14 protein-coding genes are annotated in these 16,989 nt (G+C 49.4%); 8 read left to right on the top strand and 6 right to left on the bottom strand.

Translation table 11 applies throughout. The features are described from left to right. The first annotated feature begins 87 nt into the window (after window positions 1-87). Window positions 88-732 (top strand): leucine efflux protein LeuE, encoded by a 645-nt coding sequence (gene leuE, locus AB182_RS10960; protein ID WP_047370110.1) that lies wholly within the window; start codon window positions 88-90, stop codon window positions 730-732. 278 nt (window positions 733-1,010) lie between these two features. Next, window positions 1,011-1,754, top strand: a complete 744-nt coding sequence (locus tag AB182_RS10955) for an SDR family oxidoreductase (protein ID WP_047370109.1) — start codon at window positions 1,011-1,013, stop codon at window positions 1,752-1,754. 303 nt (window positions 1,755-2,057) lie between these two features. On the opposite strand, the gene AB182_RS10950 is transcribed toward AB182_RS10955, so the two are convergent. Continuing rightward, entirely contained in the window at window positions 2,058-3,893 is a 1,836-nt protein-coding gene (locus AB182_RS10950) for a M48 family metallopeptidase (RefSeq protein ID WP_120785379.1), read from the bottom strand. A 1,029-nt stretch (window positions 3,894-4,922) separates the two neighbouring features. Here AB182_RS10950 and AB182_RS10945 point away from each other — a divergent pair. Both AB182_RS10945 and AB182_RS10940 read left to right on the top strand, forming a co-directional pair. Further along, window positions 4,923-5,405, top strand: a complete 483-nt coding sequence (locus tag AB182_RS10945; protein ID WP_047370107.1) for a cold-shock protein — start codon at window positions 4,923-4,925, stop codon at window positions 5,403-5,405. Between the two features lie 183 nt (window positions 5,406-5,588). Continuing rightward, the gene (locus AB182_RS10940) at window positions 5,589-5,834 is read left to right on the top strand and encodes a YmjA family protein (protein WP_047370106.1); all 246 of its coding nucleotides are present in this window, start codon (window positions 5,589-5,591) and stop codon (window positions 5,832-5,834) included. 106 nt (window positions 5,835-5,940) lie between these two features. On the opposite strand, the gene AB182_RS10935 is transcribed toward AB182_RS10940, so the two are convergent. Then, on the bottom strand, window positions 5,941-6,834 hold the full coding sequence (locus tag AB182_RS10935) for a PhzF family phenazine biosynthesis protein (RefSeq protein ID WP_047370105.1): 894 nt from the start codon (window positions 6,832-6,834) through the stop codon (window positions 5,941-5,943). A 348-nt stretch (window positions 6,835-7,182) separates the two neighbouring features. Between AB182_RS10935 and AB182_RS10930 the strand changes: the two genes are divergently transcribed. Continuing rightward, window positions 7,183-8,490 carry an EAL domain-containing protein gene (locus AB182_RS10930; RefSeq protein WP_047370104.1) on the top strand — a complete coding sequence of 436 codons (1,308 nt, stop codon included), beginning with the start codon at window positions 7,183-7,185 and terminating at the stop codon, window positions 8,488-8,490. A gap of 484 nt (window positions 8,491-8,974) precedes the next feature. Continuing rightward, the gene (locus AB182_RS10925) at window positions 8,975-10,537 is read left to right on the top strand and encodes a methyl-accepting chemotaxis protein (RefSeq protein WP_047370103.1); all 1,563 of its coding nucleotides are present in this window, start codon (window positions 8,975-8,977) and stop codon (window positions 10,535-10,537) included. Between the two features lie 141 nt (window positions 10,538-10,678). Here the strand turns inward: AB182_RS10925 and AB182_RS10920 are convergent, their stop codons facing one another. After that, window positions 10,679-11,221 (bottom strand): GNAT family N-acetyltransferase, encoded by a 543-nt coding sequence (locus AB182_RS10920; protein ID WP_047370102.1) that lies wholly within the window; start codon window positions 11,219-11,221, stop codon window positions 10,679-10,681. Between the two features lie 40 nt (window positions 11,222-11,261). Further along, window positions 11,262-12,473, bottom strand: a complete 1,212-nt coding sequence (locus AB182_RS10915) for an MFS transporter (protein WP_047370101.1) — start codon at window positions 12,471-12,473, stop codon at window positions 11,262-11,264. Window positions 12,474-12,803: 330 nt separating this feature from the next. On the opposite strand from AB182_RS10915, the gene AB182_RS10910 reads away from it, so the two are divergent. Next, the gene (locus AB182_RS10910) at window positions 12,804-13,343 is read left to right on the top strand and encodes a DUF2058 domain-containing protein (RefSeq protein WP_047370100.1); all 540 of its coding nucleotides are present in this window, start codon (window positions 12,804-12,806) and stop codon (window positions 13,341-13,343) included. Window positions 13,344-14,333: 990 nt separating this feature from the next. On the opposite strand, the gene AB182_RS10905 is transcribed toward AB182_RS10910, so the two are convergent. Next, window positions 14,334-15,032, bottom strand: coding sequence for an RluA family pseudouridine synthase (locus tag AB182_RS10905; protein WP_047370099.1), 699 nt, complete (start codon window positions 15,030-15,032; stop codon window positions 14,334-14,336). A gap of 67 nt (window positions 15,033-15,099) precedes the next feature. Beyond that, a complete protein-coding gene (locus AB182_RS10900; protein WP_047370098.1) occupies window positions 15,100-15,990 on the bottom strand; it encodes a LysR substrate-binding domain-containing protein in 891 nt (296 codons plus the stop codon). A gap of 307 nt (window positions 15,991-16,297) precedes the next feature. Between AB182_RS10900 and AB182_RS10895 the strand changes: the two genes are divergently transcribed. Continuing rightward, window positions 16,298-16,903: a glutathione S-transferase family protein gene (locus AB182_RS10895; protein WP_047370097.1), complete on the top strand. Its 606-nt coding sequence runs from the start codon at window positions 16,298-16,300 to the stop codon at window positions 16,901-16,903. Window positions 16,904-16,989 lie beyond the last annotated feature (86 nt).

Below are 16,989 nucleotides of genomic sequence, written 5' to 3'. Positions count from 1 at the left end.
TTTGCCTTGAAAGTCGCGGTGATGTGTTTTCATTAACGCAACTTTAGTTAGAATGGCCTCGTTGATAACGAGAGAACTGGAGTGAAGATGTTAGCTGATTTTGGTGTCGTTAACTTCTGGACGTACCTGCTTGGTGCAACGCTGATCGTCCTTGCTCCTGGCCCTGAAACCATGTTCGTGATTAAAACGAGTATTACCAGCGGTATCAGGCGGGGTTTTGCTGCAATATTTTCAATCCTCCTGAGCGACGTAATCCTGGTTCTATTAGCCTGGTGTGGGCTGGCGGCGGTTATCAATTCAACGCCTGCCCTGTTCAACGCTATCAAATACGCAGGCGCTGCTTATCTTTTCTATCTCGGTGTACAAACGATACGCACCGTGTTTAAGCCAGTCGTCGAAACGAGTAAGGAAAAAAAATCTTTAGCTGATGCGGGAGGGATCATCGGGCGCGGAATGCTGGTTACACTATTGAATCCAAAGACGCTGTTGTTCTATATCTCTTTCTTCGCCCAGTTTATCAATGTTCAGGCTGAGCACTCCTGGATGGCGTTTATCATTCTTGCAGCAGTGATGTTCGCAATTACTCTCGTATATTTCGGCTTTCTCGTTTTCTGCGGCTCCTATCTGCTTAGTCGTCTTAAAGGCAATCGTCGGCTATCTGCAATCGGAAACACGCTGGTAGGGATGTTCTTTATTGGATTTGCAGCACGACTTGCAAGCGCCACTTCTTAATCACATGTCTAAGCTGCCGCAAGGCGGTTTTTTTACGACCTTTCGCTGGTTGGGATGCTCGCTTCTCGCTGTGAGTTCAACCGATAGACGCAACACACTTATTGAACCGCTCTGCACCACAAATGGACGCTACTACTCCGCGGGCAGACCATTAATCAGTTTGCGGTGCGTCGCATTCATATTCCTCATATACAAATAGCACTCACGGAAAGAAGTCACTCCCCCTCCTCCTGTATATCTACATCCACACAGAGCCATTAACAAAAGGATGCAGGAAGATGCTGAGAGGTAAAAGAGCGGTTATTACCGGTGGAGGCGGAGGATTTGGCCAGGCGCTGAGCGTATGGCTGGCGCGAGAGGGTGTCGAGGTGGATTTTTGCGCGCGGCGGGCAGAGGATATTCAAAAAACCTGTAGCATCATCGCGGCTGAAAGCGGCACTGCAAAAGGGTATCTCTGTGATTTAACCCGGCCTGAATCCGTTTCTCAGTTTTCTTCACAGCTGTTGGCCGCAGATAAGCCCATAGACATTTTAATCCTCAATGCCGCGCAGTGGTTATCCGGGAGATTAGACGATCAGCCTGACACAGAAATTATCAATACCGTCAGTTCAGGCCTGACAGGTTCGATTCTGTTGACTCAAGCCTTGCTGCCCGGGTTAAGACGTTCTGACAGTGCTGATATCGTCTCGATTATCTCTTCATGCGGGATACCGAATTTTACCGATTCCATTGCGCATCCTGCTTTTTTCGCCAGCAAACACGGGCTTAGCGGGTTTACAACGAAACTGTCACAGCAGTTGTCCGGGGAAAATATCCGTGTAACCGGGTTGTACCCGCCGGATTTCGAACTGACAGGGTTAGATACGTTTGTCGAGAATCAATCCAGAATGGGGGAACGTCTGATGAATGGGCGATCGGTCTGGGAAACGATTCGTTTTGTGCTGTCTCAACCACGTAGTTGCCATATAAGTAGCATCTACTTTCAAGGGCCCACTCGCGAAGACCTGAGTGTCGGGAGCTGAATCGGGTGACCTTGAACTCACAGCCAGGCGCGGCCGTTGTTAACTTCATCCTGCGTTAGTCAAAAATGCAACAGCAACAGGGGAATGACATCAGCTTTTCACCATTCCTGCTCTCCGCTATCAAGAAAAGTAACCCATCATGCGTCATGGCAGGTTTTTATCGGCATATAGCCTGCGCAGAGTACGGTTACTAATCTTGCGGGAATGACATTTCTGGTCGTGTTTTAAATACGTCTAACCTTGCGAACGTTAATGAGCAATAACGATTGCAGCTCAACCCCTGTCACAGGGTTGAGCCACCGGTTATGCGTCGTGCTGAGCCAGCGTCTCAGCTTGTGCCTGTATTGACCGTGCCGTCTGGTGGCGATGCCAGTACCAGGCCAGCACGCCTTTGAATCTATCAATCTCTTTCTTGAGGCCCGGCAGAGGGATTTTGCTGCGTTTTTTGCCGTGGGCGTTCGGTTGCACATGCTGGACATGCAACGTATCCCGGCCAAAGTTTCGAAGCACGTTGATATTTTTAACGTTATCCCACTCCAGCAGCTCAGCCGTTTTCGGCAATACAATGCCCTGCCAGGTGATTTCGATCTGCGAACCGTCTTTCAGTGTAAAGGGAACATTGGGGAAATACTTAAGGACCAGCGCGGTCTCGGCTTCGCCCGTGGGCTGGTAGCGCCAGGCCAGGCTCTCTTCATGGTTAGACGAGAAATCACGTTCATATTTCTGCCACAGCTGCTGTTCGATGTTGTCGGCAACGGGCATTAAATCGACCCAACTCTCCGTCGGGAGTTCCGCTGCCACCGAAGAATAGGCGCTTTCTTCAACGGAAAAACCAACGTTACGCATTCTTTCAGCCAGGGGGGGGTGTGAATCAAAGGGATGCGGCACATTCTGTTCACGCATGGTGCTGATAAAACCAGGGGAATTCACATGCGCAGGCAAACCGGCTGCAATGGTTTTACGGATCCCCAGTTCACTCTCATGCAGCGCATTGTTTTCAAAGAGATTGCGCTCAACCTCATAGCGATAGCTGGCATAGGCTGAAATCTTGATCAGGGATTCAATAATCGCAGCAGGTGAGATGAGCGCAGAGGCATTGCGATCGGCCACGAACTCACGTTCACGGCTGTTGCGCTGCCATGCCAGTTCAAACAGCATGCGGTACAGATAAAGCGGATAGTAGACAATCAGCGTGGCCACATTCTCGCTCATCAGAGCGATATAGAGATCGAAACGGTGCAGCTTCGGCCCCAGTAACGCGCCCGACGCCGTATCGCCTTCATGCAGGTGAGTCAGCTCATGCACCATGACGCCATCGGCCTGCGCGAGGGTCAGCTGACGCAACAGCGGTATACTGACATACAGTTTACGGCCCGTTAACAGATGGTCATTTACGCGCATCGGCGCTTCTGTCACGTAGAAATTGGTGTCGATACCGGCAACAATATGGTCCGGCGGGGTTGTTCCTACCCGGGCAGCCAGCGCATCAATTCTTGACCACAGTGCAGGGGCGGCTTCGCGGCTTACCACTTCGCCTTCGATATTCTCCTCAGGCGGAAGCTTTTTGAAGATGCCTTTGATGATGTAATAGATACCACCCAGCACCATCAATCCCACTATTATAACCAGTTTTGGATAGTAGGTTTGCGTGAAGAAGGCGGTTCCCCAGAAAGAGAGCCATACCAGCATCCCCCCTTGCACAATCACTTCAAGCGAACCCGCGAGCATCAGGAATGGACGCGCCAGCATCAGGCTTAACAGTTGACTCCGGCGATTCCTGAAGGCCAGCGCGCTGAATAACACGATCATCAGCAGTACAATGCCGCCGGCAATCAACGTCCACAATGCAACGTTGCCCATCATGTAAAACTGCCAGAGCTCTGAGCCCGGTGAACAGACTGCTTTTTTGTAGTTGAGCAGATCTTCGGCAACCGGACCGCAGACGCTTGAAGGCGGATTCTGTTGCAGGAACCCGGCGAGTTTATCGGCATCCTGATGTTGTTTTTGTGCATCCTCAATAAAGAATTGTGTGTATTCCTGATTGAGTGATTTACTCCCGTATTCAGCAAAACCTAATGTGATTGCTGGTATGAGAAACAGGGTTAACAGAAGCCAAAAGATTACCTTTGTATAACCCATTTTCAATTCCGTTATGCTTTTCAACGTTATTAACTCATCCACTGTGTGTAATGGGAAAAACGACTTTCGCGGCGTGCGCCCGAAGAAGTTTGCTATACCAGTTAAAGGGATAATTACCCTCCCACTAAGCTTACACTATTTTACAAACAGTGCATTTTGATTGTAAACCTACCTTTGTTAGTTATAGAAACAGGCAATGTATTTTCTACGGATATTTCAGCACGAGATGGTCACTGCACAAGCCGCAGTAAATTTAAGCCTCAGACAAGAAAAAACGAATGCAGGGAGTGCGAGTGACTTCGTGAAAAAGACATTGTAGATAACTCATCTGTTTAATTATTTTTTATAATAAAAACAATAACTAATGAATTTAATTTCTTGCGATATTCCAAATATTACTTACCCACAATAGGATAATTCGCAATTCATATTTTTATTTCTTCCTCACTCATAAAAGAAACTCCCATTTTTCCGTTCTCATTCATCATTGGGGTTTTGCTTAAGTGAATTCTCAGGCAGAAAAAAAAGTTGTCAGAATGGGATATGATTATCCCGCCCTGTTGATGCTCACTTAGGTTCTACTCTGTTGGCACTGCATTTCAGAAAAGGAAATAACACCATGAGGAGTTCGCAATCACGTTAAAGAATATATCTGATATGCCAGATATATTCTTTAACGCAGCGTGGGGTTGCACAGTAAATGTGGCATCAGCCGCCAGGGTGCGGACGACGGAAAAAACAGCCACAACCTCGAAACAATCGCGCCTCTGGATGTAAAGTAGAAATTCACAGTGCCGGATTATCAGACTCAGCCCGTTCCTGGCGATAGAGCGCGAGAACCAATCTTACAAGCTCGCACGCTTTAGCGCATCACCTCGCCCCCTAATCAACCGTTTTGCCTTTTCTTCCCCGCCCTCGCCTCCGCCAGGTTTATCACCACACTTAATCCAAAGACGTAGTCTGCGCGCGCATTGTGCTTTACACTGCGCGCTGCAAAAATTGAGTAGATGAACGATTAATCAGGCGGTAATGGCGATGAACGGAACGATCACAACGTGGTTTAAAGATAAAGGTTTTGGATTTATCAAAGATGAAAACGGCGACAACCGGTACTTTCATGTGATTAAGGTCGCCAACCCTGATCTGATCAAGAAAGATGCAGCGGTGACCTTCGAACCGACCACCAACAATAAAGGATTGTCGGCATATGCGGTCAAAGTCATCCCGGAAAGCAAATACATCTATATCGCAGGCGAGCGCCTTAAACTCGCCTCGATCAAGTCTTTCGTGGTGTTCAGTGAAGAAATGCCTGTTGAAACCGGCATTGATAAAGAAAATGCTGTCCTGTCGGTGGGTCTGTTGATGAACAATATCAAGCCGAAATCCGCCGCGAAACCAGGCGAAATGCGCGCGGTAAAAAAACTGGCGATCACCACCTTCCAGGGCACGACGTTAATCTTCTCGGAAGATGAAATAGATGTCGAAGCCACAGTTAAAATGCTCAAAGTCTGACATCATCAGACTGCCCCTGTGCCGACATCGCACGATTGATATAGCGCATGCCGGCACGACTTACTGCCCCATTTAGATATTTCCGTATTCATCCGGCGATTTTCGCTCGGGGAGTAAAATAAGACTGCTATTATCTAAGCCACATCGGCAGTATCAACTGGCTCAGGACTTAGGGAACGACTTATGAACAACGAAATACCACTTAAATTTTATGACATCGTGGATGAGTATTCGACGGAAAGCGAGAAGCCGGTGAGCGAGTCAGAACGCGATCCCCTGGCACACTATTTTCAGTTGCTCATCACCCGTTTAATGGCTAATGAAGAGATCAGCGAAGAGGCGCAGCAAGAGATGGCCCGCGAAGCAGGCATCAATGAAAAACGTATTGATGACGTCGCAAACTTCCTCAACCAATGGGGCAACGAGTAACGTCGTCTCAGTCTTTATTGGGAAGGCGGCAGCCTGTGCTGTCTGTCCCCTTCCCGCTAATCTTTCCCCCGGCGCAATGAAGTCAGCCCAACAGGCTGACATGGCTTCACAGGTTAAATGTCCCTTCCATGGTGATCACACTGTTTCCCCCTACCCGCACAACCGGTTTGCCCTGCGAGGCGTCATACTCTGCCAATAGCAGGCTGGCCCGCCCCATATCCACCCCCTGACTTACACGCAAAGAGAGCGTCGTTTTATCGTGCAGAGAAGCCAGTAGCGCCGTCAATGCAGCCGTCGCGCTGCCTGTCGCCGGGTCTTCGGTCATCCGCGGCGTGAACATCCTTGCCTGCAAATCGCAATGCTCTTCCCGCGTTGTGTCCAGGGTATAGGCATAAATGGACACGGCACCGTCCAGCGGGAGAACGGCCCGAAACCCTTGTAGATTCGGCACACAGCGGCGTAGCGCATCGCGGGAGGCCAGTTCAACAATTAAAAACGGCAGCCCCACCGAGGCCACCAGCGGCTGATGCACAGCCGTATTAATACACTCTGCTTCCAGCGACAAACAGGCGGCAACCTGCCCCGCGCTTACTTCGGAGCGGCAGGACAACAACTCCGGCACCCGCAGTTCGGCCCCGCTAATGGTGCCGTTGTTTTTGAGCAGCCGAACGGGCACCAGACCTGCCGCTTCTTCAAACAGCAATGTCTCAGGCAGCGTCTCGTCCCTCGCCGTTGCATAACTCGCCAACACAAAGGCGGTACCGACATTAGGATGCCCGGCGAAAGGAATTTCCCGCGTGGGGGTAAAAATGCGCACATGCGCCGTGTTTGCTCTGTCTTCCGGCGGCAGTACGAATGTCGTTTCGCTGTAGCCAAATTCAGCGGCAATCTGTTGCATTTGCCCGGTGCTCATCCCTTCTGCATCTAACACGACAGCGACAGGGTTGCCAACAAACGGGGTATCCGTAAAAACATCTGCAATCACATAACGTCTTTTCATTCTCAACTCTGTATTGAATGGTGTAGTAAACAACGAGTACCACAATTTAGCGCTCAGCAACACCGGTCAGATTCATCAGTATGGAAAATATCAGGTATAGTAGACTGAATTGTTGCCTCTTTTAAAAAGGAATGCGAAATGAAAGACAAGAAGAGAAAACCATTAATCCGTACCTCTCAGGATCTATGCTGAAATGACTATTTTCAATAGTAAACAAATTCAGGGGATCGCATGCATTCTTTATTAAACTCATTCGTTTGTTTTTGTGAATCTTACATTCAGAGACTGCCTCGTTGTAATCATACAAGGCGGCAGTATTTTTTACTTTTCCTGACCGGAATTATCTGTATGACAGGAGGTGCAGCCTGGAGTACAGCATATCTGTTTGCTGACAAGCCTTATATCGCCGCATTATGTTTATCTGTCATTCTTGTCGGTTTTTATGCCATGAAGATGGCATTTAATGGGATCACAAAGCAAAACACGCTTATTTTTTCCCACCTGATATTGATTGTTTGCACTGTGATCCCTTTAACGGATTTCCCTCTTGCTGCCATACCCCGTTCGTCTCACTCTTACCTGCTGGTATATGCTGTTGGTGGGGCTTTATTTCTCAGGCATGAACGATTCTATGTGAAAACAGTAATGCCTTTTCTTGCCTTTGTTTTCTATTTGATCTACTCAGTGTCTGATATCTCTTTTACCAGTGAGCTTCTTCACCCGCCAGAATACATCATGACCAAAGGTGTTTTCATAAACTACGTTACTGCTGTTGCACTTATATTTGGTATCTTGATCATCTTCCGCGGCGATTATACTAATGAGAAGTATCTTACCTACGCACTATCGAAAGCCATAAAAACCAAACAACTCTCTGTTTATTATCAGCCGCAAATCGATCGTCAGGGGAAAGTCGTTTCAGCAGAAGCATTACTGCGTTGGAAACATCCCGTCAGAGGTTTTATAGCGCCCGATTATTTTATTCCGATAGCCGAGGCGTCCGGATTAATATTACCCATCGGTTACTGGGTTTTGGAACGTGTTGGTGATGATATGCTGGCGCTCAAAAACAAAATAAAAGACATTACGGTTTCTGTAAACATCAGCCCAATACAAGTAATGGATGCTGAGTTTCCCGATACCGTTGACAGCATTCTCAATAAAAACAACCTTAGCCTCAAAAATATCAAACTTGAAATAACAGAAGGTGCTTTTATTTATGATAAGAAGCATATCTTACACGTCATGAATGAATTCACGAGGAAAGGAGCATTATGGTCGCTTGACGACTTAGGCTCTGGTTATTCTTCATTAAATATCTTAAATGAAATGCCATTCGGTGAAGTAAAAATCGATAAGAATTTATTAAAAGGCATAGATCATAGTTTAAAAAATAGAGTAATCTTAGAGAAAATCATCGAAATTGCAAACGATGTAGGTATGAACATCGTTGTTGAAGGTATTGAAACACAAACTATGGCCGACACCGTATTTAAAATGGGGTGCGATCTGCAACAGGGCTATCTTTATGCGAAGCCAATGCCCTTAGATGAGTTCTTATTATTTTGCGCGCAAAATAATACCCAGGATGTCAGATATGTCCGGGAAGTCACGGGTGATTATTTTCCTGAGCCTCTGACTGATAACAATGAATAAGTATGGCGAGTAATAGCGGCTTTGGCCGCTTCGCCGCATGAAAGCGTTTTATAAGGTAATTTTAGAAAAGTGAGGGTAAAGCACGAAACACAGGCGCAATGCGCCATCGGATCGACTGTCATCATCAAGATTTGCTTATGTCCTGTGGGTTATCATTTTACGTTTATCGTCAGACTCCATCACCTTACCCTGGCTGTCTTTTTTTAAATTCCCTTAGCAATTCGACGGTTAAAAGCCAACCTTGTTCTTTTCAATACGCATTGCGAATAATAGCACAAATCGTTCAATAAATTTGTTGCATTAAAATTATGCAACATTCCATCGATCAATCGAATTAATTTCAATAGTCACAAACTATCAATAATTTAATTTTTTTAGTTTTTAACGATCAATGGCTAAGTATTATCAGCATCATGCCGATGTGTATTAAATGCCCTCTGCAGGCGCAGATCGGCATAACTTCAAATTTAACAAGGAAAGAAAAATGAGAAAAGTTAAGACCAACAGTCAAACACAAGGTTTAAGTATCAAAAACAAAATATTACTGGCATTCGGCATCATATTGCTTTTGATGGTATTTATTTCAGCAAACTCTCTTTTCAGGCTTAATGAAGCTAAAGATAAAATATCGAAAATCGTAACGGAGGATTATCCGACAACTGCTCTTGGCAATAATGTTATAAGAGAGGTCAATAACGCGACAACGTTATTACTTAACGCAATTATCGAAAAAGAACCAGAGAGAAAAGATCAGCTTTTGCAGGCATTGAATGCTAAAAGTAAAGAAGTAACGGCGTTATATGAACAACTGAGGGAAAAAGCAGACGATGAACCTTCACAATTATTATTAAACAAGATATCTGAAATGCGTACAGCTTACATTCAGTCACGCGCTTTAGTGATAAAAAACCTTAAAACCGATCCTGAGGCAGCCGTCAATGAGTACACCACTCACACCCGTGCTTACGAAGGTCAATACCTGGAGAAAATAACCGAATTTATCGATCTGCAGCGTAATGAAATGCAGACATCCTATGCGGATTTTCTCGGTGATTACGCATTAAGCAAAGCGACAATGATCGTTGTATCAATAATCTGTTTAGCACTCGGTATCATCATGGCACTTCTGATTTCACGTGCCATTGTCCGTCCTATCAATCATGCCGTCAGTGCCGCCACCCGTATTGCCAAAGGCGATCTCGGTACTGACATCGTTATTACTTCTAAAGATGAAACAGGGATTCTGACCGGGGCCATTGCCCATATGCAGCAAGAATTACGAAAAATCGTGACTGAAATTCGCAGCGGGGCGGAAAATATCGCGACAGGTGCCTCACAAATCATGGCTGGCACCAGGGATTTGTCCGCGCGAACGGAGGAACAGGCCAGTTCGGTAGAACAAACCGCCGCGTCGATGGAGCAGATTTCCGTCACGGTGAAAAATACCGGGAGTAATACAGCCAATGCTTCCCTGCTCTCAGAAAATGCCAGCATAACGGCCAAAGATAATGAAAAGTTAATGTCGTCTCTGACGCATGAAATCCACAATATCACCAACTCCGCAGATAAAATGTCTGACATTATTAGTCTGATTGACTCCATTGCTTTCCAGACCAATATACTGGCCCTCAACGCGGCGGTGGAAGCCGCCCGCGCAGGTGAACACGGAAAAGGATTTGCCGTCGTTGCTCAGGAAGTTCGCGTTCTCGCGCAAAAAACAGCGAATTCGTCAAAGGATATCCGTTCTCTGATTGAAAATTCCATGCAGCAAAGTTCCCGGGGTCTGGATATGGTGCGTCAGGTGAGCGGAAAAATGGATGGCCTTGTGCAAAACGTTGACAGCGTCTCGAGTATTCTTAAAGAGATCGAACAGGCCAGTCTGGAACAGAGCGAAGGGGTGCATCAGATTAATATTGCGATCGGTCAAATTGATACCACGACACAGCAAAATGCGGCATTGGTTGAAGAATCCGTGGCGGCATCAGAAATGCTTAACGAGCAGGCCAGAGTGCTGAAAGACCTGGTTAGCGTATTTAAAATGGCCTGAATGCCCATCTAACATCTGTTATTAATCGAGAATGAAAGACAATCCGGTAATACATTATCGCGGTTATCGGATTGTCTTAATATTCTCTTTCTCGCGAATAAAACCTGACAGGTGAGATAATCTCTCGTCCCGTCACCGAACTCAAAACGTCGCTTGCCACTCTTTTTTAAGCAGCGCGTAGACATACGTAGAGTCGTACCGCTCTTCGCCCTCTTCGTCTGTAAACGAGACAAACTCCTTAAAACAACCTTCCTGTCGCATATGCAGGCGAGCACAGAGTTTTTGCGACGGCAGATTATAGTCTTCCACATAGGCATACAGGCGCCGTGCTTCGTTTTGCGTAAACAGATAAGTGAATAGCGCGCTGACAGAGGCGGTGGCAAATCCCCGCCCTTCATATTGCGGATTAAAGTGCCAGCCTATGCTCCAGGTATGCGGATCGGGTTCCCCGTGGTTATCGGCAAAAAGATGACCAACAAGCGCATCACTCTCTTTAAGGCAGACGGCGAACTGGGTCTCATCGCTGGCGCGTTTAGCCACGTCTTCTTCGGCTTCTGCCAGGGTGCTGACTTTCTCATCATAAAAACAAGGCACACGCGGCGATGCCATATAAGCATAAAAAGCCGCGGCATCTTTGCGGTGAAAGCGTCGGATAATAAGCCCTGGCATGGTCGTTAAAATCATCTCACTCCCCTGTTCATTGTTTTTCCCCTTTCGCGCCGCCTCAATAAGATCGCCGCTCCTCGTGGGTTCCATAAAAAAAGCGGCGCAGGGTCCAGATAAGCAGCGCCAGTAACGCAATTGCCCCCAGCACGGCAAAAGCCACGCTGTAGGAATATTTTGCCGCAATACTGCCCGCCAGGCCCGGACTGAATGCCGCGCCCGCCCCCTGTAACAGCATGACAAAGCTTTGCCCGGCATTGGTATGCCCGCTGCCTTCCAGCAACTTGACGATATAACCCGGAACCGCCACACCCAGAAGGCCTGCCGCCACGCCATCCATAATCTGCACCGGTATCATAAAAAGTGGGTCGGCTGAGGTGCAAGCCAGCGCCGCGCGCAGCGGCAGGACAATTAAGGCCGCCGCGATCAATAGCGGATAACCATATTTTTCCGCTCTGGCCGCGGCGAATAAAGCCACGGGGATCATCACCAGTTGCGAAATGACAACCGTCGCCGCTGCATACAGGCCCGCGCTTATTTCCCCTCCCGGCGCCGATGCCACACGCATACTGAGCATCGGTAGCAGCGCGGCGTTTGCCAGATGAAAAAGCAGCAGCGTTACCCCGATGGTAATCACCGCGGGGTGTGCGAGAATAACGGACAGTTTGGGAAGCGCTGCAGGATCCGCACTGCCACTTAATCCACGGGCGACGCGGTTATCGATGTCATCATTGCGAATAGCAAACACCGCCATCGTGGCGCAAATCGCCATACCGGTCATCAAAATGAACACGGCATCTGTGCCCAGGTAGAAGACCAGTACACCCGCCAGTATCGCGGCGCTCATATTTCCGCCATGGTTAAACGCCTCGTTTCTGCCCATTTGATGGTTGAAGCCGGATGAGCCCGTTAACCCAAGTGTGATCCCGGTTAGCACAGGGGCAATGAAAGCCGCAGACACTCCCGTGACAAGCTGAGAAAAGCCGACGATATACAGCGTCGGAAATACCCAGAGCAGCAGCGTCGCGGCAGTGATGAGCAGACCGCAGGTAACGAGTATTGCCCGCTTATGTCGTGACGCATCAGCAACCAGCCCGGAGGGCATCGTGGCGATAAGCCCTGCCACACCTCCGAGCGTCATCATCCAGCCAATACTGTCGGTTTGCCAGTGATGTTCAGTAAGGAAGATCCCTAAAAAAGGGCCGAGACCGTCCCTGACATCCGCCATAAAAAAATTCACTAAACACAGCGCCTGTAGCGATCGTAAAGACATGAAACCTCTTCTTAAGTGGCAATCCCGCGAGGGTTTCGCATTCACAAAACGAGTATATGTGCCGCCATTTACACGCCGCACTTCCCATATTCCATTTTAAAATCAGCAGGTTGGAAATCAGGTGTGTCACGTCATATCCGCAAGAAGAGAGAGTAACGAGTTTTCAAGTCAGAAGCATGATACATAAATGTAACAATTGATTCCGCTACGTCCTTCTTTATACCAGCGTCAGGTTTAGGACGCGTAACGTCACGGTCACGGCCACACCTGTTACATCCGCAATAATTACCGTTATAATCACGCAAATTCTTTACCAGGTTAGAAACGACGATGACAAAACTCACCTTACAAGAGCAGATGCTGAAAGCAGGTTTAGTAACCAGCAAAAAGATGGCCAAAGTCCAGAGAACGGCCAAGAAATCACGCGTTCAGGCTCGTGAGGCAAGAGAGGCGGTAGAAGAGAACAAAAAGGCACAACTTGAGCGTGATAAGCAGCTGAGCGAGCAACAAAAGCAGGCGGCGTTATCGAAAGAGTATAAAGCGCAGGTGAAGCAGCTTATTGAGATGAACCGAATCGTCATCGCCAAAGGCAATATCGATTTTAACTTCACCGACAATAACCTCATCAAAAAGGTTGTGGTAGATAAGGCAACGCAGACACAACTGATCAATGGCCGCCTCGCCATTGCACGTCTGGTAACCAACAGCAATGGCGACAGCGAATACGCGATCATCCCTGCCGTCGTCGCCGATAAAATTGCTCAGCGCGATGAGAGTTACATTGTGTTAAACAGCGCGTTGAGCGAAGAAGTGCAGGACGAAGACGATCCGTACGCCGATTTCAAAATACCTGACGATTTGATGTGGTAATCCGCAGCATTTAATCCCCCTTTGCCACCGCACTTATGTACCGCGCCGGGCATCCTCCCGGCGCTTCATCCGGATCTACAGGTTCGGTGCCCGATCGTAGAGGGGGAGAGGAGTCCCCACAAAAATGCGAGCACGATCGGTCCCCTCTCCCTTGAGGGAGAGGGCCAGGGTGAGGGGGAAAATGCGGCTCGGGAGGTGGGTTCCGTTCACCGTATGTTCATGGCGAAATGTCACCCTCGAACACGTGAACGGGTAAAGGGGAACACCGCGTTCCCCTTTACAATCCCCGCGGCCCCGCAAAGAAATCGATGCTTCGCACTGCGTTCGCCTCCCGCCCCGCTGCCTGCGGTCGGTTTGACTCGACGTCGTGTCTCGACAAACCTCAGTCCGCCATCCCTGGCGGCCTGACCTTGTCATCGGGTCTTCGTCTCACCGATTTCAGCGGGGACTCACCCCCCTCGCTGCACGCTCTGCGCCAGGGGGGACAAAGATGTCGCTATGGTTATCATGCGGGAAAACGAGTAAGCCATGACTAAAAAGGGTTGAAGATGTTCACAGTATCTACGACCGGTTTTCTCCCTCTCCCTCAGGGGTGAGGAATCCCCGGTAATCTTACGTTTTACAGCGATAACGCCGCTTAATAAGAATAAAACAGTGACAGCGATGACAGGGTCCGGCTGAAAATCGCTGAGGCGTTGGCGGCTGACCGGGGCCGCCCGCAGGGAAGCGGGCGGAGGGGATAGCCTGCAAGGACGCAGGCTGGTCCCCGACCCGAAAGTCAGACGACATAAGCATCATGGACCGCGCCAGCGGCGATTTTCCTGGCCGGGAGCCCGGGTCGCCAGGGTGGTGGCGGTGAGCCACCCTGGCACGTTCACGGGTTCTGTCGCGACAGAAAAGCAAGGAACATAAGGTGAACGGAATGACCACCAGAGCCGCATTTTCCCCCTCACCCTGGCCCTCTCCCTCAACGTTCACAGTATCTACTGTTCAGAACGGGCTGGCGTGGCAGGCGTTTATCGGTTCTGCGCTGACCGGATGGACAAAATGCAATTCACTGGCGTGCAGCATCATTCGCGGTGTTCGCGCTGTGCCCGGTAGCCTCAGACCGCCATACAAGTCACAGCCCAGAATCGGATGGCCCAGATGCTGGCAGTGAATGCGCAATTGATGGGTGCGCCCGGTCTCCGGAATCAGTACGACCCGCGTCAGTGGCAGTAACGTTCCGTCTTCCCCTTCCTGAAAAAAACGGTCCACGACCCGGTAGCGTGAGCGTGCGGGTTTGCCGTGAACAGCGCAAATCGACATCAGCGGAAACAGCGCCGGATCTTTGGCGATCGGCGCGTCGATCACCCCGCCATCATTGGCCAAATGCCCGCAGAGCAACGCAGTGTAGACCTTGTTCACCGTGCGCTGGCTGAACTGGCGGCAGAGTGCAGCATTGATCGCCTTGTTGCGCGCCACCACCATCAGCCCGGAGGTACCAAAATCAAGGCGGTGGACCAGCGTGCAGCCGGGGAATAGGTTGACCAGCCGGTGATGCACAGAGTCGAGATTTTGCGGGTTTTTCCCGGAGAGGCTAAGCAGCCCGGCGGGTTTATTGATGAGGAGCAGATGTTCGTCTTGCCAAAGGATCGTAACTTCCTCCTGGCATGGCGGGGCAATAAAGGTATCGATAATCTCAGACATCAGGCTGCCCGGCGAAAAAGGGAGAGCGGATAATAGCGGATTCTCCGCCACCTGGCGAATCTGGCCCTCACGGCGTCTGCTCGCGCCACAGGGCTATCTCTTCATCCAGCCAGGCGATGAAAAGAGAGATTTCCCGCGCTTTCTCTGTCTGTGCAGAGGTCACCAGCCAGTAGTGCCAGGGATAAGGCGCCGAGAATGAGGTTATCTGCACCAGTTCGCCCCGCGCGATAGCGTCCCTGACCAGAGAACGGCGCTCAAGCGCAATGCCAGCGCCCAGCCGGACGGCTTCAAGCACCAGGTTCGAATCGTTGATCCGCAGTCCCGCTGGCACGATCTCTTTTTCCAGGCCGGCATTCAGGCACCAGCTTTTCCACGACTCCGTCGAAAAGATAATGTGACTCTTCGCCACCTCTTGCGGCGTGGTGGGTAAGTTGCCATTGTTATAGCCAGGTGCCGCAACGACAATCAACTCATCAGAAAAAAGAAAGCGGCTATCCATGCCTTCCCAGTCGCCCTGCCCCATACGGATCGCAATATCAATGCCTTGCTGTTGCAGGCTGGTAACCGTCAGACTGACCTGTAAACGTAACGATATGAGAGGAAATTTCTCGCGAAACCGCATCAGGCGCGGCATTAACCAGTGATTGCCAAAAGAAGGCACCGTCGCCAGAGTCAGTTCCATCGTGCGCGGCTTTACCTGCACCAGCCGGGTGGCATCTGAAATGTGATTTAACGCCTCGCGTATCTGTAACGCATACAGCCGTCCTTCTTCGCTAATCTGCACCCCGCGCCCGTGACGGATAAACAGTTTTACGCCCACCAACTCCTCAAGGATTTTGATTTGCTGACTTATGGCAGAATGAGTCACGTTCATCTCTTTTGCCGCCTGGGTCAGGCTACCCAGGCGTGCAACGGCCTCAAAACTTCGCAGGCTGGCGATCGGTGGGAAATCCGACATCGTGCTTTCCTCAAACACAGGATCCAATACGTTAACGTTACTACCAAACAGGCTTTCTTAAATCAACGGCAGATAACTTTAAAGCGATAAGCCAATGATGTTCGGTCAGTTAATTTTAACGTTATTTGCAGGACACACGATAACCACGTTAAACGTTAGCAAAACTAACACATATGGTAAGAAACCCGTGATATTCGTCCCCCCCGAGATACGGTAAGGTTTCTTCGTCTTCTACACCGGGGCATCACTGTGACAGGTGTCGCGGTCAATCAATTAACGGCTGTTGCTGGAATGGGCAGGAATCACGATGAAACTCATTGGCATGATGGACTCGCCTTACGTCAGGCGTATTGCGGTATCCCTGGAACTCTATGGCATCGAATTTGAAAGTATGCCGCTGTCGGTTTTTCGCTCATTTGACGCGTTCGCTCGTATTAATCCGGTGGTCAAAGCGCCAACGCTGCTGCTGGATAACGGCGTGCAGTTAATGGAATCCACGCTTATTTTGTACTATTTCGAGACACTGGCGGGCGCAGAGCAGAAATTATTCCCCGCAGAGCCGGAGGCGCTGGCACACGACCTTCGTCTGCTGGGTGTGGTGCTGGCCGCCTGCGAAAAAGCGGTGCAACACATTTATGAGCACAATCTCAGACCGGAAGAAAAGCAGCATCAGCCATGGGTGGCGCGAGTGACACAGCAGTTGTTAGCCGCCTGCCAGGAGTGGGAGACGCTGCTGGCAGGCCGCCCTGCCGCGCAGCGCCCCGATCAGGTTTGCGTCACCAGCGCGGTAGTGTGGACATTTATTCAGTCAATGATCCCACATGTCGTACTGGCTGGCGATTTCAAACACATTGCGTGGCTTGCTGATTTCTGCGAGACCCTGCCCGCGTTTAAAAAATATCCTTTATGCTAAAAACGGAGCGGGTTAATAACCGTGTTTAGTCGTTAGCCCGCATCCACACGATAAAACGAAGGGATTTTTCTTCGTTTTTTTATACC

It is taken from the genome of Phytobacter ursingii (assembly GCF_001022135.1).
Classification (GTDB): domain Bacteria; phylum Pseudomonadota; class Gammaproteobacteria; order Enterobacterales; family Enterobacteriaceae; genus Phytobacter; species Phytobacter ursingii.
The sequence above is the reverse complement of the archived record's forward strand: the minus strand, read 5'-3'. Positions and strand labels throughout refer to the sequence as shown.